14 protein-coding genes are annotated in these 18,437 nt (G+C 58.5%); 6 read left to right on the plus strand and 8 right to left on the minus strand.

The window, feature by feature from the left end; genetic code table 11:
* Position 1 precedes the first annotated feature (1 nt).
* From panB to thpR, 7 genes are all read right to left on the minus strand, one after another.
* Positions 2-793: a 3-methyl-2-oxobutanoate hydroxymethyltransferase gene (gene panB / locus BFG58_RS17000; protein ID WP_008501941.1), complete on the minus strand. Its 792-nt coding sequence runs from the start codon at positions 791-793 to the stop codon at positions 2-4.
* Between the two features lie 123 nt (positions 794-916).
* Complete coding sequence (gene folK / locus BFG58_RS17005) at positions 917-1,396, minus strand: 2-amino-4-hydroxy-6-hydroxymethyldihydropteridine diphosphokinase (RefSeq protein WP_048028475.1); 480 nt, start codon at positions 1,394-1,396, stop codon at positions 917-919.
* Positions 1,393-2,790, minus strand: a complete 1,398-nt coding sequence (gene pcnB, locus BFG58_RS17010; protein ID WP_080347332.1) for a polynucleotide adenylyltransferase PcnB — start codon at positions 2,788-2,790, stop codon at positions 1,393-1,395. The genes folK and pcnB overlap by 4 nt, the downstream gene beginning before the upstream one ends.
* Positions 2,791-2,832: 42 nt before the next feature.
* Positions 2,833-3,723 carry a tRNA glutamyl-Q(34) synthetase GluQRS gene (gene gluQRS / locus BFG58_RS17015; protein ID WP_069720178.1) on the minus strand — a complete coding sequence of 297 codons (891 nt, stop codon included), beginning with the start codon at positions 3,721-3,723 and terminating at the stop codon, positions 2,833-2,835.
* Between the two features lie 59 nt (positions 3,724-3,782).
* Positions 3,783-4,238 carry an RNA polymerase-binding protein DksA gene (gene dksA, locus BFG58_RS17020; protein WP_001155232.1) on the minus strand — a complete coding sequence of 152 codons (456 nt, stop codon included), beginning with the start codon at positions 4,236-4,238 and terminating at the stop codon, positions 3,783-3,785.
* 176 nt (positions 4,239-4,414) lie between these two features.
* A complete protein-coding gene (gene sfsA, locus BFG58_RS17025) occupies positions 4,415-5,119 on the minus strand; it encodes a DNA/RNA nuclease SfsA (RefSeq protein WP_039265695.1) in 705 nt (234 codons plus the stop codon).
* On the minus strand, positions 5,109-5,663 hold the full coding sequence (gene thpR, locus BFG58_RS17030; RefSeq protein WP_045907819.1) for an RNA 2',3'-cyclic phosphodiesterase: 555 nt from the start codon (positions 5,661-5,663) through the stop codon (positions 5,109-5,111). The genes sfsA and thpR overlap by 11 nt, the downstream gene beginning before the upstream one ends.
* Positions 5,664-5,736: 73 nt before the next feature.
* On the opposite strand from thpR, the gene hrpB reads away from it, so the two are divergent.
* The 6 genes from hrpB to fhuB all read left to right on the plus strand — a co-directional run bounded on the left by hrpB (position 5,737) and on the right by fhuB (position 17,001).
* Positions 5,737-8,166 carry an ATP-dependent helicase HrpB gene (hrpB, locus tag BFG58_RS17035; protein ID WP_069720179.1) on the plus strand — a complete coding sequence of 810 codons (2,430 nt, stop codon included), beginning with the start codon at positions 5,737-5,739 and terminating at the stop codon, positions 8,164-8,166.
* Between the two features lie 147 nt (positions 8,167-8,313).
* The gene (mrcB, locus tag BFG58_RS17040; RefSeq protein WP_045907821.1) at positions 8,314-10,839 is read left to right on the plus strand and encodes a bifunctional glycosyl transferase/transpeptidase; all 2,526 of its coding nucleotides are present in this window, start codon (positions 8,314-8,316) and stop codon (positions 10,837-10,839) included.
* Positions 10,840-11,073: 234 nt separating this feature from the next.
* Positions 11,074-13,284, plus strand: coding sequence for a ferrichrome porin FhuA (gene fhuA / locus BFG58_RS17045; protein WP_063620823.1), 2,211 nt, complete (start codon positions 11,074-11,076; stop codon positions 13,282-13,284).
* Between the two features lie 50 nt (positions 13,285-13,334).
* A complete protein-coding gene (fhuC, locus tag BFG58_RS17050; protein WP_047346397.1) occupies positions 13,335-14,132 on the plus strand; it encodes a Fe3+-hydroxamate ABC transporter ATP-binding protein FhuC in 798 nt (265 codons plus the stop codon).
* Positions 14,132-15,022, plus strand: a complete 891-nt coding sequence (gene fhuD / locus BFG58_RS17055; protein ID WP_063620825.1) for a Fe(3+)-hydroxamate ABC transporter substrate-binding protein FhuD — start codon at positions 14,132-14,134, stop codon at positions 15,020-15,022. Before fhuC ends, fhuD begins: the two co-directional genes overlap by 1 nt.
* Complete coding sequence (gene fhuB, locus BFG58_RS17060; protein ID WP_063620827.1) at positions 15,019-17,001, plus strand: Fe(3+)-hydroxamate ABC transporter permease FhuB; 1,983 nt, start codon at positions 15,019-15,021, stop codon at positions 16,999-17,001. The genes fhuD and fhuB overlap by 4 nt, the downstream gene beginning before the upstream one ends.
* A gap of 84 nt (positions 17,002-17,085) precedes the next feature.
* Here fhuB and hemL read toward each other — a convergent pair whose 3' ends face one another.
* Positions 17,086-18,366: a glutamate-1-semialdehyde 2,1-aminomutase gene (gene hemL, locus BFG58_RS17065; RefSeq protein ID WP_063620829.1), complete on the minus strand. Its 1,281-nt coding sequence runs from the start codon at positions 18,364-18,366 to the stop codon at positions 17,086-17,088.
* Positions 18,367-18,437: the final 71 nt, after the last annotated feature.

Consider the following 18,437-nt stretch of genomic DNA (forward strand, 5'->3'; position numbering starts at 1 on the left):
CTTAATGGAAACTGTGTTCTTCACCCGGGTAAACACCGGATTCAACGTCGGCAATATACTGCCTGACCGCAGCGCGCATGTCGCCCGCTTCGGCGAGGAAATTTTTGGCAAATTTCGGGATGTGTCCGCCGGTGATACCGAAGGCATCGTGCATCACCAGAATCTGACCGTCGGTCACGTTGCCTGCACCGATACCAATCACCGGAATGGACAGCGCGTCGGTAATGCGTTTCGCCAGCTCAACCGGCACGCACTCCAGCACCAGCAGCTGTGCACCTGCGGCTTCCAGCGCCAGAGCATCATCCAGCAGCGTCTGGGCGGCATCGCCGCGGCCCTGCACCTTGTAGCCGCCAAAGATATTCACAGACTGCGGCGTCAGGCCTAAATGCCCGCACACCGGCACGGCGCGCTCGGTGAGCATCTTCACCGTATCAACAAGCCAGGCGCCGCCTTCAATTTTGACCATATTGGCACCGGCACGCATCACTGCCGCCGCGTTTTCGAATGCCTGTTCCGGCGTGGCATAGGCCATAAACGGCAGATCGGAAAGCAGCAGACAGGCTGGAGCGCCACGGCGCACGGCGCGGGTATGGTAAGCGATGTCCTCAACCGTCACCGGCAGGGTGGAATCATGTCCTTGTACCGTCATCCCTAACGAATCCCCGACCAGCATGACGTTGATCCCCTCTTCGGCAAACAGTTTGGCGAAGCTGTAGTCATACGCGGTGATGGTGGCGAAGCGTTTTTTTTCCTGTTTGCATTTCTGCAGTAAGGAGATGGTGGTTGGTTTCATACTGTTTCCTGATAGCCCAAAAGCGAATCTTTGCGCATTCTAACAGTAACATTCGAGGGAACAATGATTTTAGGCAATCGATTAACCACAAATATTTTATGGTTAACCAATAAAAAAACGGCTTTACCAGCGAGCGGGTTTTTCCGCACCGAGACTGTTGAGAACGGCCTTTAGCGAGAGCCCGTCAGGGAAGGTAAGGGAAGGGGCGACTTCAAACAGCGGCCAGAGCATAAACCCGCGATTTTTCATGTCGTAATGCGGAACGGTGAGACGTTCAGTGTTAATCGTCTCGTGACCAAACAGCATAATGTCGAGGTCGAGCGTGCGGGGGCCCCAGCGTTCGGCTTTGCGTACACGGCCCTGCTGAAGCTCAATACGCTGGGTATTGTCCAGCAGCGCTTCGGGACCCAGTTCAGTCTCAAGGACCACGGCGGCGTTGAGGTAGTCTGGCTGATCCTGTGGCCCCAGCGGCGGTGTGCGGTAGAACGAGGAGACCGCCACGATCCGACTCTGTGGGATGTCGCCCAGCGCCTGTACGGCAGCCTTCACCTGCTCCAGCGGAGAGGCTAAATTGCTGCCGATGGCGATATACGCGAGGGTCATGCTGTTCCTTCACGACGCGGCGCGCGTTTGCGCGGGCGACGATGACGGCGACGCGGTTCCGGCTCTTCATCTAGCCCGGTCAGCATATCTTTCTGCTCTGGCGGGGCGGAGACCTGGAATTCAGCCCACCACTGCGCCAGACGCTGCAGCTCCTGGTTGCGTTCAATTTCCGCGCGCAGCGACAGGAGATCGAAGGCCGCGCGGAATTTAGGATGCTCCATCAGCTTCCAGGCGCGTTTGCCCTGACGACGGGACATGCGCAGCTGAAGCTGCCAGATGTCGCGCACCAGGGTGGTAATCCGTTTCGGAATGGCGAGCGTGCGGCAGCCTTCGTCCAGCACGTCGTTGGCGGCCAGCGCGAACGCATCGTAATAGGCGAGCCCGCTCTCCTGGGTAATACGCTGTGCCGTTTCCAGCAGCGGATACCAGAACATCGCGGCAAAGAGGAACGCCGGGTTCACACGCATGTCGTTGCGAATGCGGGTATCGGTATTTTTCAGCACCTGCGCAATCATCCGCTCCATTGGGCTGTCACCGTTTTCGGTAAAGTAGCGGGTAATGGTCGGGAACAGCGGCTGGAACAGGTTGTATTCGCGCAGAAGTTTGTAGGTTTCAAAACCGTGGCCGGCCTGCAGCAGCTTCAGCGCCTCTTCAAACAGGCGAGCAGGCGGCACGTCGTTAATCAGCGTCGCCAGACGCGGGATTGGCTCCGCCGTTTCCGGGCTGATGCGCATATTCAGCTTGGCGGCGAAACGCACGGCGCGCAGCATACGCACGGGATCTTCACGGTAGCGCGTTTCCGGCGTGCCAATCAGGCGGATCAGACCTTCTTTCAGGTCCTGCATGCCGCCGACGTAATCGCGCACGGTGAAATCCGCGACGCTGTAATAGAGGCTGTTGATGGTGAAGTCGCGCCGCTGAGCATCTTCTTCGATAGAACCGAAGATATTGTCGCGCAGCAGCATACCGTTCTGGCCGCGCTGCGACGTCGTGCGATCGGACGCGCCCGCTTCGTGGTGGCCGCGGAAGGTCGCCACTTCGATGATTTCCGGCCCAAACATCACGTGAGCCAGACGGAAACGGCGGCCAACGAGACGGCAGTTACGGAATAATTTGCGCACCTGCTCAGGCGTGGCGCTGGTCGTCACGTCGAAATCTTTGGGTTTTTTGCCCAGCAGTAAATCACGCACTCCACCGCCCACGAGATAGGCCTCGTAGCCCGCTTTATTCAGACGATAGAGCACCTTGAGGGCATTTTCACTGATATCTTTGCGGGAAATAGTGTGCTGCTCACGCGGAATAACCGACATGTGTGGCTGTGCAATAGCATCGTTCGCCATGCTCTCTTCGCGGCTTAGCACTTTACGGCAAAAATTAGCGACTCGGGTAAAAATGGTACACCTCGTAGTGTGTTTTGTTATGAAAAAAGCGGCTAATCATAGCTCAGCGCAACGCATTTGAGAATGCTGGATTTTTGGCACTGCCGCGAGCGTCCAGTTAGCAATAGCCATTTTCAGCAGTTCGTCAATACGCAGATCCTGCCATTCGTTGGTTACATTCTGGTTGAGAAATCGCAGCGCGTCGATCAAAACAGGACGCGGATCGCCGTCTGGCAGGGCCGGGGCGTGGTTCTGCTTTGACAATTTTAAGCCCTGCGCATTAACCGCCAGCGGCAGATGAATGTAATCCGGTGCCGTCCAGCCAAACTGGTGATACAGCGAGATTTGTCGCACGGTCGGCTCGACCAGATCCGCCCCGCGCACTATTTCCGTCACGCCCTGAAAATGATCGTCCACCACCACGGCCAGGTTGTAGGCGAACAGGCCATCGCGACGGTGAATAATAAAATCCTCACGCGCCAGACGTTCATCGGCATGAATTTCACCGGAGAGTAAATCGTTAAAGTGCATCACCGGGGAGTGCTGTCTGATGCGCACGGCGGCATTTTCAGGACCGTTGTTCAGCGTGCGGCAGTGGCCGTCATAAACGCCGCCTGCGCTCTGGATGCGTGCGCGGGTGCAGGTGCAGTTATAGGAAAGCCCCTGAGCGCGAAGCCAGGCCAGACGTTCCCGATAGGCCTCATGACGCTTTGACTGCCACAGAACCTCGTCATCCCAGTGAAGACCGTAATGTTCCAGCTGACGCAGAATGGTCTCTGCTGCACCGGGAACTTCACGCGGAGGGTCAATATCTTCGATGCGGACGAGCCATTTTCCCTGGCGGGCGCGAGCCTGCAGGTAGCTGCCGAGCGCGGCAATTAATGAGCCGAAGTGTAATTCACCGGAAGGAGATGGCGCGAAGCGCCCAATATAGTGTGATTCAGACATATCAACAGTAACAAGGCGGGAGAGACTCCCGCCTTTGGAGTGTGTAAACAGCGCTGGTATTAACCGGCCATCTGTTTTTCGCGGATTTCGGCCAGCGTTTTGCAGTCGATGCACAGATCGGCGGTTGGACGCGCTTCCAAGCGACGAATGCCAATTTCAACACCGCAGGATTCGCAGTAGCCAAAATCTTCGTCTTCGACTTTTTTCAGCGTTTTCTCGATCTTTTTGATCAGTTTGCGTTCGCGGTCACGGTTACGCAGTTCGAGGCTGAACTCTTCTTCCTGAGCGGCACGGTCTACCGGGTCCGGGAAGTTAGCAGCTTCATCCTGCATATGAGTAACGGTGCGATCGACTTCATCCCTGAGTTGATTACGCCATGCTTCAAGAATACGCTTGAAGTGCGACAGCTGGGCTTCGTTCATATACTCTTCGCCCGGTTTCTCTTGATACGGCTCCACCCCAGCGATGGCGAGAATACTCAGGGACGATGTTTTACGGTTTTGCCCTTCTTGCATGTTGCTTCTCCTTAACACGCACTATCGATCCCCGTGTTGGGGGAAAAATCAGGTCGCTATAAATAGCAGATGCTTTTCCGTATGGCAATTATCTAAACGTAACACTTGACAAGCCTGTGAGGAAAAGCGTATTTGCGCACGCGGCCAGAACACTTAATCGTCAATCGTCTAATCCCTTATAAGACAATGGGAAGAGAGGATCTCAGAGTCATATTATCGGCAGAAAGTTCCGCTTTATAAGCGAAAACCTCTACCCCCTGCTTTTGTGCCTCATTCAACAATTGCGCGTATTTAGGATCAATATGGCGGGCAGGGGAGAAACGTTCAATGGCTGAATGCAACACTGCAAACAGCAATACGGCGCGTTTGCCCGCCGCCGCAACACTCATTAGCTCTCGCAGATGCTTCTGGCCACGTAGCGTTACCGCATCCGGGAAGTAGCCATTTTCCTGTTCCGCTAACGTCACTGATTTCACTTCAATATAGCACTCCGGCCTGTCTTCCGCCTGTAACATGAAGTCAATTCTGCTGCCTTCATCGCCATATTTCACTTCGCTTTTATGCGTGCCATAACCGACCAGTTCGGGAATTACGCCATGGGTCAGCGCTTCCTTAACCAGTTGATTGGCGCGCAGGGTATTAACGCAAATAAATGCCCCGTTCTGGGTTTCGGTCATTTCCCAGGTATGGGCATATTTGCGTTTAGTATTTTCTGATGTGGAATACCAGACCCTGTCACCCGGCGTCGCGCATCCCGTCATGGCACCGGTATTGGGGCAGTGCAGGGTGAGCGGTTCGCCTTCAGGCGTGATCACATCGGCGAGGAAGCGTTTGTAGCGTTGGATAAGCGTAGCGTGCTGCAGGGGAGGACTAAACTTCATCAGAGTTCCTTTCGGTGTTGCCCAGCGTCCAGCGCTGTAGCGGCGTATAGCGGGTGCGTCCCTGGGCAAAGACGGATTCATAAAGCGCGAATGTGTTGACCGGAAAGGCCCAGTGAAAACCCGGCGGCGGGATGGCAACGGCCTGACCGGCATCGCGCAGCAGGGTGATGTGCGGATGAAACGGCTGTGGGCTTTGATAACAGCCGCTGCGCGCCGCCTGCGCGCGCAGCATGTTCGCCAGCTGTAATAATCCGCGCGGAGGCTGACGCGTCCCCAGCCAGACCACACGCGAACGCAGCCACTGACCCGCGTCGTCGAGGTGTAGCGTAAATTCCGGCTGGGTAATACGCCCGGCCATTGCGGCTAACGCCCGCTGTTTTTCGGCACTGACGTCGCCCAAAAAAGCCAGCGTCAGGTGCAGGTTAGCCGCCGCGACAGGACGACCGGCTTCCGGCGGGAAGCGATCGGCGCGCCAGCGAACAATTTGACGCTGTAGTGTTGTGGGCAATTCAATGGCAAAAAACAGCCGTTTCGACTCAGGCATACGGAGGACTCGGTAATGATATGCGCCGATGCTACAATGTACGCCGACTAATGTTAACCCTCTGGAGCTGTTAGTGTCCTCATTGCCGGTCGCCGTCGTTCTTCCTGACCTTCTCGCTGCCTTACGTCTTGCCCCGCAGGTTTTGCTGAATGCCCCGACGGGGGCGGGTAAGTCCACCTGGCTGCCGCTGCAAATTCTGAAAGACGGGAACATCAGCGGGAAAATTATCCTGCTGGAGCCGCGCAGGCTGGCCGCGCGCAACGTGGCGCAGCGCCTGGCGGAACTGCTGAATGAAAAACCGGGCGAAACGGTAGGTTACAGGATGCGCGCCGAGACCTGCGTGGGCCCGACCACGCGCCTTGAGGTGGTCACCGAGGGGATTCTCACCCGCATGCTGCAAAACGATCCGGAGCTGACCGGCATCGGGCTGGTGATCCTGGATGAATTCCACGAGCGCAGCCTGCAGGCGGATCTGGCCCTTGCGCTGTTGCTGGACGTTCAGCAGGGGCTGCGCGACGATCTCCGTCTGCTGATAATGTCGGCGACGCTGGACAATGTGCGGCTACGGCAGGCGCTACCTGATGCGCCGGTTATCAGCTCTGAGGGGCGAGCGTTTCCTGTTGAACGCCGCCATCAACCACTTCCCTCCCACCTGCGTTTTGACGAGGCGGTCGCCATTGCCACTGCTGAACTGCTGCGCCAGGAACCCGGTTCCCTGCTGCTGTTTTTGCCGGGTGTCGGTGAGATCCAGCGCGTGCAGGAGCAGCTTTCCTCTCGCGTAGGCGGTGATGTACTGCTGTGCCCGCTCTACGGCGCGCTGTCGCTGCAGGAGCAGCGTAAAGCTATCCTTCCTGCCCCGGTGGGGCAGCGCAAGGTGGTGCTGGCAACCAACATCGCTGAAACCAGTTTGACCATCGAAGGTATTCGCCTGGTGGTGGATAGCGCGCAGGAGAGGGTGGCAAGCTTTGATCCGCGCACCGGGCTGACTAAACTCCTGACGCAGCGCATCAGCCAGGCGTCAATGGTGCAGCGCGCGGGCCGTGCGGGGCGTCTTGAGCCGGGTATTTGCCTGCATTTGACCAGCGCGGAACAGGCAGAACGCGCGGCGCAGCAAAGCACGCCGGAAATTTTACAAAGTGATTTGTCGGGCCTGGTGATGGATCTGCTGCAGTGGGGCTGTCCGGATCCTGGACAGCTTACCTGGCTTGATTCTCCCCCTGTCGTTAACCTCACCGCTGCGCGCAGTCTGTTAACTGAGCTTGGCGCACTGGAAGGCGAACGTCTGACGGTACACGGCCAGAAAATGGCGGCGCTGGGCAACGATCCGCGTCTGGCCGCGATGCTGGTGGCCGCGCAAGGGGATGATGAAATTGCCACGGCGGCAAAACTGGCGGCTATTCTTGAGGAGCCGCCACGCGGAGGCAGCAGCGATCTGGGGCAGGCGTTTTCACGCAATCAGGGGAACTGGCAGAAGCGGGCGCAGCAACTGTGCAAACGGCTTAACAGCCGCGGCGGCGTGCCAGACAGCGAGAGGATTTCCCGGCTGTTAGCGCAGGCGTTTCCGGATCGAATTGCGCGTCGGCGCGGGCTGGACGGTCGATATCAACTGGCAAACGGCATGGGGGCGATGCTGGACAGCGATGACGCCCTGACGCGTCATGAGTGGCTGATTGCGCCGCTCCTGCTGCAGGGGAGCAACTCCCCCGATGCGCATATCCTGCAGGCGATTGCCGTCGATATCGATGCCCTGACCCGTAGCTGTCCGCAGTTGCTTAAGCAATCGGACATCGTCGAGTGGGATGATGCGCAGGGCACGCTGAAGGCGTTTCGTCGTAGCCAGATTGGGAAACTGACGCTCGGGACGAAACCGCTGGCGAAGCCGTCGGAAGACGAGCTTCATCAGGCTATGCTGAACGGCATTCGGGAAAAAGGGCTGAGCGTGCTGAACTGGACGCCGGAGGCGGAACAGTACCGCATTCGCCTGCTCTGCGCCGCAAAGTGGCTACCGGAACAGGGCTGGCCAGCGGTGGATGACGAGACGCTGCTGGCTACGCTTGAACGCTGGCTACTGCCGCAGATGAGCGGCGTGCACTCTCTGCGTGCCCTTAAGGCGCTTGATGTTAAGACTGCGTTACAGAATTTACTGGACTGGTCATTGCGTCAACGTCTGGATAGTGAACTGCCAGGGCATTACACTGTGCCGACCGGAAGCCGGATTGCCATCCGTTATCATGAGGATAATCCGCCGGCGCTGGCGGTTCGGATGCAGGAGATGTTTGGTGAAGCAACCACGCCGTCTATCGCTGAAGGACGCGTGCCGTTGGTGCTTGAACTGCTGTCGCCTGCGCATCGCCCCTTGCAGATCACCCGAGATTTAGGGGCGTTCTGGGCGGGGAGCTACCGTGACGTGCAGAAAGAGATGAAGGGGCGGTACCCTAAACACGTCTGGCCGGACGATCCGGCGAATACGGCGCCGACGAGGCGGACGAAGAAATATTCCTGAAAGGGATGGGATGTGCGGCCTGATGCCCTCACCCCGGCCCTCTCCCACAGGGAGAGGGAGAACTAATTTTGAGAGATTTCTTCTTTCACAGGCCTGTGAAAGAAAAGAAAATCTGGCCTTTGCGCCTGAAAGTTGCGGAGAAAAAGCATGGCGGGGAATGACCGCGAGCCAATAGGACGTAAGGGAAAACCAACGCGTCCGGCGAAAGAAAAAGTAAGCCGTCGTCGCCTCAGAGATGAGGACTATGACGATGACTATGAAGACGATGATGAGGATGAAGAACCGATGCCGCGTAAAGGGAAAGGCAAAGGGCGCAAGCCTCGGGGCAAACGCGGCTGGTTCTGGCTGCTGCTGAAGCTCTTTATTGTTTTTGTTGTGCTGATGGCAATTTACGGCGTGTATCTGGATCAGAAGATCCGCAGCCGTATCGACGGTAAAGTCTGGCAGTTACCTGCGGCAGTGTATGGCCGCATGGTGAACCTTGAGCCAGATATGTCCATCACGAAAAACGAAATGGTAAAACTGCTGGAAGCCACCCAGTATCGTCAGGTGTCAAAAATGACGCGCCCTGGCGAATTTACCGTGCAGGCGAACAGCATTGAGATGATCCGTCGTCCGTTTGATTTCCCGGACAGCAAAGAGGGTCAGGTGCGCGCGCGTCTGACCTTTGACGGGGATCGTCTGGATACCATCGAGAACATGGATAATAACCGCCAGTTCGGTTTCTTCCGTCTCGATCCGCGTCTGATCACCATGCTCTCGTCGGCAAACGGCGAGCAGCGTCTGTTCGTGGCGCGTAACGGCTTCCCGGATCTGCTGGTCGATACGCTGCTGGCGACCGAAGACCGTCACTTCTACGAGCACGACGGCATCAGCCTCTACTCGATTGGTCGTGCGGTGCTGGCGAACCTGACTGCCGGTCGTACCGTGCAGGGAGCGAGTACGCTGACTCAGCAGCTGGTGAAAAACCTCTTCCTCTCCAGCGAACGCTCTTACTGGCGTAAAGCGAACGAAGCCTACATGGCCGTGCTGATGGACGCGCGCTACAGCAAGGATCGTATCCTTGAGCTGTATATGAACGAGGTGTACCTCGGTCAGAGCGGCGATAACGAAATCCGCGGCTTCCCGCTGGCGAGCCTGTACTACTTTGGTCGTCCGGTGGAAGAGCTGAGCCTGGATCAGCAGGCGCTGCTGGTGGGCATGGTGAAAGGGGCGTCCATTTATAACCCGTGGCGTAACCCGAAACTGGCCCTGGAGCGTCGTAACCTGGTGCTGCGTCTGCTGCAACAACAGCAGGTGATCGACCAGGAGCTGTACGACATGCTGAGCGCACGTCCGCTTGGCGTTCAGCCGCGCGGTGGGGTGATCTCGCCTCAGCCTGCGTTTATGCAGCTGGTGCGTCAGGAACTGCAAAGCAAGCTTGGCGATAAGGTCAAAGATCTCTCCGGCGTGAAGATCTTCACCACCTTTGACTCCGTGGCGCAGGATGCGGCAGAAAAAGCGGCGGTGGAAGGTATTCCGGCGCTGAAGAAACAGCGTAAGCTCTCCGATCTTGAAACCGCGATGGTGGTGGTTGACCGCAACTCCGGCGAAGTTCGTGCGATGGTGGGCGGTGCCGAGCCGCAGTTTGCAGGCTACAACCGTGCCATGCAGGCGCGTCGCTCGATCGGTTCTCTGGCAAAACCGGCGACCTATCTGACTGCCCTGAGTCAGCCAAACCAGTATCGTCTGAATACCTGGATTGCGGATGCGCCTATCTCCCTGCGCCAGCCTAACGGCCAGGTGTGGTCACCGCAGAATGACGATAAGCAGTTCAGCGGTCAGGTGATGCTGGTGGATGCTTTGACGCGCTCCATGAACGTGCCGACGGTAAACCTGGGTATGTCGCTGGGCCTGCCGGCCATTGTCGATACCTGGCAGAAGCTGGGCGTGGCGAAAGATCAGCTGCACCCGGTGCCGGCGATGATCCTCGGGGCGCTTAACCTGACGCCGATCGAAGTGGCGCAGGCGTTCCAGACCATCGCCAGCGGCGGTAACCGCGCGCCGCTGTCCGCCCTGCGTTCGGTGATTGCCGAAGATGGCTCCGTGCTGTATCAGAGCTTCCCGCAGGCGGAGCGTGCCGTTCCTGCTCAGGCGGCCTACATGACGCTGTGGACGATGCAGCAGGTGGTGCAGCGTGGTACGGGACGTCAATTGGGTGCGAAGTATCCGGGCCTGCATCTGGCAGGTAAGACCGGGACCACCAACAATAACGTCGATACCTGGTTTGCCGGTATCGATGGCCGTGAAGTGGTCATTACCTGGGTAGGACGCGACAACAACCAGCCGACCAAGCTGTACGGGGCGAGCGGGGCGATGTCGATTTACCAGCGCTATCTGGCGAATCAGTCACCGGTGCCGCTGAACCTTGTCGCGCCGGAAGATATCGTCGATATGGGCGTGGACAGCTCCGGTAACTTCGTCTGCGGCGGCGGAATGCGTACTCTGCCGGTCTGGACAACCAACCCGGATTCCCTGTGCCAGCAGAGCCAGCCTGAACAGCCGACCGGCAACCCGTTCGATCAGTCTTCTCAGCCACAGCAGCCGCAGCAGCAACAGCCGCAGCAGCAGAATGAGAAGAAAGACAGCGATGGCGTAGCCGGCTGGATTAAGGACATGTTTGGCGGTAACTAACTTTTAAAGCCCTCTTCCCCGGAAGGGGGCTTTTTTTACCCGTAAACCTCATTTCGTTAACCCTCACTTTAACTCTGATTAACCCTTCGTTTTCTCTTGTCTATTTCTTAAACCCTTAATTCTCGTAGGGCCGCTTACTGCTTGCTATGCAACCTGCGTTTCGCATATTATTCTGGCGCTCATAATAATAATTCTCGTTTACGTTATCATTCACTTTTCCATCAGAGAAACATCATGGCGCTTTCCAATACTGCTCAGCCAATGAACACGTCGCTGCGTAAACTCGCGGTCGTCGTCGCCACAGCGGTTGCCGGCGTGTCCGCGTATGCTCATGCGGCAGAAACCCCGAAAAAAGAAGAAACCATCACGGTAACCGCAGCACCTGCGGCACAGGAAAGTGCCTGGGGACCGGCACCCACGATTGCGGCCAAACGCACCGCCACCGCGACCAAGACCGATACCCCGATTGAGAAAACCCCGCAGTCTATTTCTGTCGTCACCCGCGAAGAGATGGACATGAAGCAGCCGGGTACGGTTAAACAGGCGCTGGCCTATACGCCGAGCGTGTTCGCAACGCGCGGCGCGTCAACAACGTATGATGTTGTTTCTATCCGTGGGTTCACCACCTCCAGTACCGTGAATACCAACCAGTATCTGGACGGGATGAAGCTGCAGGGTGATAACTATTCTGAAGCGTCCATGGATCCGTATTTCCTTGAGCGCGTCGAGCTGCTGCGCGGCCCTACGTCCGTTCTGTACGGTAAAAGCCACCCGGGCGGCGTGGTCAGCATGGTCAGCAAGCGGCCAACCACCGAGCCACTGAAAGAAATTCAGTTCAAAATGGGTACCGATAACCTGTGGCAGACAGGGTTTGATTTCAGCGATGCGATTGATGATGACGGCGTGTGGTCATACCGTCTGACCGGTCTGGGGCGCAGCGAAAATGCGCAGCAGGAGATGGTGAAATCTTCCCGCTACGCTATTGCACCTGCTTTCAGCTGGCGTCCTGACGATAAAACCGATTTTACTTTCCTGAGCAACTTTCAGAGCGATCCGGATGCAGGCTATTACGGCTGGCTGCCGCGGGAAGGTACCGTTGTGCCTTACTATGACGCCAACGGCAACGCGCACAAGCTGCCGACCGATTTCAACGAAGGTGACGAAGACAACAAGATCTCCCGTCGCCAGAAAATGGTGGGCTACAGCTTCTCGCATCAGTTTGATGACACCTTTACCGTGCGTCAAAACCTGCGCTACACCAAAATCAATACGCTTTACCGTTCCGTTTACGGTAACGGCTATATTGCACCGGCTCAGATCAGCCGCGCGTACGTGCGCTCTGATGAGGACCTCAACTCGTTCACGGTCGATACCCAGCTGCAGTCCAAATTTGCGACCGGTGCAGTGGATCATACTCTGTTAACGGGCGTCGATTACCTGCGCATGCGTAACGATATTGATGCAGATTACGGCAGCGCTGACCCTATCAGCATGACGAATCCGCAGCACAACAATGCCAATATCAACGTGAACTTCCCGTATGCCGTGCTCAATCGTCAGGAGCAAACGGGCCTGTACGCGCAGGATCAGGCTGAGTGGGATAAGTGGGTACTGACCCTGGGTGGACGCTATGATTTTGCCAAAACGTCCACACTGACGCGTTCCTCCGACACGACGGCTGAAATCAACGATCGGGCATTCACCTGGCGCGGCGGGATCAACTACCTGTTTGATAACGGTATTACGCCGTACTTCAGCTATAGCGAATCCTTCGAGCCTATTTCCGGCGCAACCCAGGGCGGCAAACCGTTCGATCCGGCTCGCGGCAAGCAGTATGAAGCGGGCGTGAAGTATGTACCGAAAGATCTGCCTGTGGTGGTCACCGCTGCGGTGTATCAGCTGACCAAAAACAACAACCTGACGGCCGATCCGGCGAACCCGACCAGCGGCTTTAGCGTACAGGGCGGTGAAATTCGCTCTCGCGGTTTCGAACTGGAAGCGAAAGCGGCAGTATCTGCCAACGTGAACGTGACGGCTTCCTATAGCTTTACTGATGCGGAATACACGCACGATACCTGGTATGAAGGCCGTCGTCCGGCGGAAGTGCCGCGTAACATGGCGTCTCTGTGGGCAGATTACACCTTCCACGAGACGGCGTTGAGCGGTCTGACGGTAGGGGCAGGCACCCGTTACATCGGTAACACCGTGTCCTACTACTCTGCCTCGTCGCCAAAAGCCTACCAGTCGTTCAACGTCGCGGGCTACGCACTGGCGGACGCGACCGTGAAATATGACCTGGCACGCTTTGGACTGCCGGGCTCGTCTGTCGGCGTCAACGTGAACAACATCTTCGATCGTGAATACGTCTCCAGCTGCTACAGCGAATATGCATGCTACTGGGGCGCAGGACGTCAGGTTGTTGCCACCGCGACCTTCCGCTTCTAATCTCTGTCCGGGCACGGTTCGCCGTGCCCTTTTTATTTAAGTTGGCTGAAATGCAGGATAATCAAACGCAACCCGACACCACCTTTACGCTCAACCATCTCTCCTTTCGCGTACCCGGGCGCACCTTGCTGCATCCGCTCTCTTTGACGTTCCCCGCAGGTAAAGTCACTGGCCTGATTGGTCACAACGGTTCCGGTAAGTCCACGCTGCTCAAGATGCTGGGACGCCATCAGCCGCCGTCAGAAGGCGACATCCTGCTGGATGACCAACCGCTCGAGAGCTGGAGCAGCAAAGCGTTTGCCCGCAAAGTGGCGTATCTGCCGCAGCAGCTGCCGCAGGCGGAGGGGATGACGGTGCGAGAGCTGGTGGCGATTGGGCGTTATCCGTGGCATGGCGCGCTTGGACGCTTTGGCGTGGCCGACAGAGAGAAAGTGGAAGAGGCGATTGCGCTGGTCGGGCTAAAGCCGCTGGCGCACCGTCTGGTGGATAGCCTGTCCGGCGGTGAACGCCAGCGCGCGTGGATTGCGATGCTGGTGGCCCAGGACAGCCGCTGCCTGCTCCTTGATGAACCCACCTCCGCGCTCGATATCGCCCATCAGGTCGATGTCCTGGCGCTGGTGCACCGCTTAAGCCAGCAGCGCGGTCTGACGGTGATTGCGGTGCTGCATGACATCAACATGGCGGCGCGCTATTGCGACTACCTTGTTGCGCTGCGCGGCGGCGAAATGATTGCGCAGGGAACGCCCTCCGAGCTGATGCGTAGCGAAACGCTGGAACATATTTATGGTATTCCGATGGGTATTCTGCCTCACCCGGCCGGGGCTGCACCGGTGAGCTTCGTCTACTGATGCTCGACAACATGCGCATTAGCCGCCGTCGCCTGCTGACGGCGATGGCCCTCTCACCGCTGCTGTTAAAAATGAATGCGGCGCGTGCTGCCGTCGTCGATCCGCACCGCATAGTGGCGCTGGAGTGGCTGCCGGTCGAGCTGATGATGGCGCTTGGCGTCACGCCCTACGGCGTGGCGGACATTCCTAACTATAACCTCTGGGTGAACGAGCCGAAGCTGCCGGACTCGGTAATCGACGTCGGCCTGCGGACGGAGCCAAACCTCGAGCTGCTCACCCAGATGAAACCGTCGTTCCTGTTCTGGTCCGCGGGCTACGGTCCGTCAGAAGAGACCATGGCGCGCATTGCGCCCGGACGTGGATTCGCTTTCAGCGACGGTAAAAAACCGCTGGCGATGGCGAAAAAGTCGGTTAACGAGATGGCGCATTTCCTCAACCGGGAAGCGGAGGCTAAAAAACATCTCGACGAATTCGATGCCCTGATTGACGCTCTGAAGCCGCGTTTTGCTCACCGGGGCGATCGTCCGCTGCTGATGGTGACGCTGCTGGATGCCCGCCATATGCTGGTTTTCGGTAAAAACTGCCTGTTCCAGGAAGTCCTCGACAGTTTTGGTATTCGTAATGCCTGGGAAGGGGAGATGACGTTCTGGGGCAGTACCGCTGTGGGTATCGATCGTCTCGCGGCGTTTCGCGACGTGGATGTGCTGTGCTTCGATCACGGCAACGAGCGCGCCATGCAAACCCTGATGGCGACGCCGCTCTGGCAGGCGATGCCGTTTGTCCGTGAGCAACGCTTCCAGCGCGCCCCGGCGGTCTGGTTCTACGGCGCGACGCTCTCGGCCATGCATTTTGCCCGCGTGCTGGATAACGCGCTGGGAGGTAAAGCATGAGTTCACGGATTGCCCGCTTCCCGGCGCTTCTGCTGGTGCTAATTTTCCTTGCCGCGCTGGCGTTAACCGGGTTTAACCTCTCGGCCGCATTACCGCGCGCGCAGTGGGGGGCCGCGCTGGCCTCGCCGGATATCGACAATATTCAGCAGATGCTGTTCCACTACAGCCTGCTGCCGCGTCTGGCAGTCTCCCTGCTGGTTGGTGCCGGTTTAGGGCTGGTGGGGGTGCTGTTCCAGCAGGTTTTACGTAACCCGCTGGCGGAACCCACCACACTCGGCGTCGCGACCGGCGCCCAGCTAGGGATCACCATCACCACGCTGTGGACGCTGCCGGGGGCGTTAGCCTCGCAGTTTGCGGCGCTTGCCGGAGCGTGTGCGGTGGGCGCGCTGGTCTTTGGCGTGGCCTGGGGTAAACGTCTTTCCCCGGTGACGCTGATTCTGGCCGGGCTGGTGGTCAGCCTGTACTGTGGGGCGATCAACCAGCTGCTGGTTCTGTTCCACCACGATCAGCTGCAAAGCATGTTCATGTGGAGTACCGGGACGCTGACCCAGACCGACTGGAGCGTGGTGCAGCGCCTGTGGCCGCAGCTGGCTGGCGGTGTTGTGCTGACGCTGCTGCTCCTGCGTCCTCTGACGCTGATGGGACTGGATGATGGCGTGGCGCGCAACCTGGGGCTGGCGCTGTCGCTGGCTCGCCTGGCGGCGCTGACGCTGGCGATTGTATTGAGCGCCCTGCTGGTGAACGCGGTCGGCATCATCGGGTTTATCGGCCTGTTTGCCCCGCTGCTGGCGAAGATGCTCGGAGCGCGTCGCTTGCTGGCGCGTCTGATGCTGGCGCCGCTGATTGGGGCGCTGATCCTCTGGCTTTCCGATCAGCTTATTCTCTGGCTGGCGCAGGTCTGGCGTGAAGTCTCCACCGGCTCGGTCACCGCGCTGATCGGGGCGCCGCTGCTCCTGTGGCTGCTTCCGCGCCTGCGCAGCATGAGCGCACCGGCGATGGATGCGGGTGATAAAGTCCATACTGAGCGTCAGTCGGTACTGTGGTTTAGCCTTGTCGGGCTGGCGGTGCTGATTATCGCCTCGTTCGCGGCGCTCTCATTCGGACGCGATGCCGCGGGCTGGCACTGGGCAACGGGTGATTTACTCAACGCCCTGCTGCAGTGGCGCTGGCCGCGTATCCTCGCTGCGCTGATCGCAGGCGTGATGCTGGCGGTGGCAGGATGCATTATTCAGCGTCTGACCGGCAACCCGATGGCGAGCCCGGAAGTGCTCGGGATCAGCTCTGGCGCTGCCTTTGGCGTGGTGCTGATGCTGTTCTTCGTGCCGGGCAATGCGTTTGGCTGGCTGCTGCCTGCCGGCAGTCTCGGGGCGGCGGTTACGCTGATGATTATCCTGATTGCCGCTGGTCGAGGCGGGTTTTCACCGCACCGTATGCTGCTGGCGGGGATGGCGCTCAGCACCGCATTCACGATGCTGCTGATGATGCTGCAGGCAAGCGGCGATCCGCGTATGGCGAAGATCCTGACCTGGATATCCGGTTCAACGTACGGCGCGACCGGCAGCCAGGCGATCGGGTCCGGGATCGTGATGATCGTACTGCTGGCGATGGTGCCGCTGTGCCGTCGCTGGATGACGATTCTGCCGCTCGGCGGGGAAACCGCGCGCGCGGTGGGAATGGCGCTGACGCCAGCGCGTATCGCGTTGCTGCTGCTCGCTGCGTGCCTGACGGCGACGGCGACCATGACGATTGGCCCGCTGAGTTTTGTGGGGCTAATGGCGCCGCACATTGCCAGAATGATGGGGTTCCGCCGGACGATGCCGCATATCGTGATGTCGGCCCTGACGGGCGGGGTGATGCTGGTGTTTGCGGACTGGTGCGGAAGAATGGTGCTGTTCCCGTATCAGATCCCGGCGGGTCTGCTGTCGACCTTTATCGGTGCGCCGTATTTTATTTATCTGTTGAGAAAGCAGAGTCGGTAGTCAGGTGCGGCCTGATGCCCTCTCCTACGGGGAGAGGGAGAACACCGTAGGCCGGGTAAGCGTTAGCGCCACCCGGCAATGCCCTTACAGTTTCGCAAACACCTTACGCGCCGCGTCAATGGTGTTATTGATATCTTCTTCACTGTGCGCCACGGACATAAAGCCCGCTTCGAACGCTGACGGTGCCAGGTACACGCCTTCTTCCAGCATCAGGTGGAAGAAGCGCTTGAAGCGTTCAACGTCGCACTTCACCACGTCCTGATAGCAGGTCACGGTTTTCACCTCGGTGAAGAAGATCCCGAACATGCCGCCCACGTGGTTGACCACCAGAGGGATACCGGCCTCTTCTGCGGCGTCCAGCAGACCGTTTGCCAGTTGCGTGGTCCGGTCGGTCAGGGTTTCGTGGATGCCTGGCTGAGCCACTTCGGTCAGGCAGGCAAAGCCCGCCGCCATCGCGATAGGGTTACCGGAGAGCGTGCCCGCCTGGTAAACCGGGCCGGTGGGTGCCAGCGCTTCCATGACGTCCTTACGCCCACCGAATGCGCCGACCGGCATGCCGCCGCCGATGATTTTACCCAGGCAGGTCAGGTCCGGTTCTACGCCGTAGTAAGACTGGGCGCCCGCCAGCGCTACACGGAAGCCGGTCATCACTTCATCGATGATCAGCAGCGCACCGAACTCATCGCACAGGGCACGCAGGCCCGGCAGGAACTCAGGCTGCGGTGGAATGCAGTTCATGTTGCCCGCAACTGGCTCAACGATGATGCAGGCGATCTCCTGCGGATACTGCTCGAACGCTGCGCGAACGGTGTCCAGATCGTTGTAGGTGCAGGTCAGGGTATGCTTCGCGAAGTCAGCCGGTACGCCAGGTGAGTTTGGCTGGCCGAGCGTTAGCGCGCCGGAACCCGCTTTCACCAGCAGGCAGTCCGCATGACCGTGGTAGCAACCCTCAAACTTGATAATCTTGTCGCGACCGGTAAAGCCGCGCGCCAGGCGGATGGCGCTCATGGTCGCTTCGGTACCGGAGTTCACCATGCGCACCATGTCCATGGTCGGGACCAGCTCGGTGACCAGCTCCGCCATTTTCACTTCCATTTCGGTTGGCGCACCGAAGCTCAGGCCGCGCTGGGCGGCTTCAATCACCGCGTTACGAATGGCTGGGTGGTTGTGCCCCAGCACCATCGGGCCCCAGGAGCCGACATAATCGATATAGGCTTTGCCATCGACATCATACAGATACGCGCCGTCAGCACGTTCGATAAACAGCGGCGTGCCGCCCACGCCGGTAAAGGCGCGCACAGGTGAGTTCACGCCACCCGGAATAAGCTCGCGGGCTGCACTGTAGAGGTTTTCAGACTTGCTCATGGCGTCGTTCCTGGTTCGTATAAAATGATTAAGCCCACTATTCTAAGTGATTCGGGGAAGGTTATGAAATT

Origin of the sequence: Enterobacter sp. ku-bf2 (assembly GCF_001742765.1) — a bacterium.
Lineage (GTDB): Bacteria > Pseudomonadota > Gammaproteobacteria > Enterobacterales > Enterobacteriaceae > Enterobacter > Enterobacter quasiroggenkampii.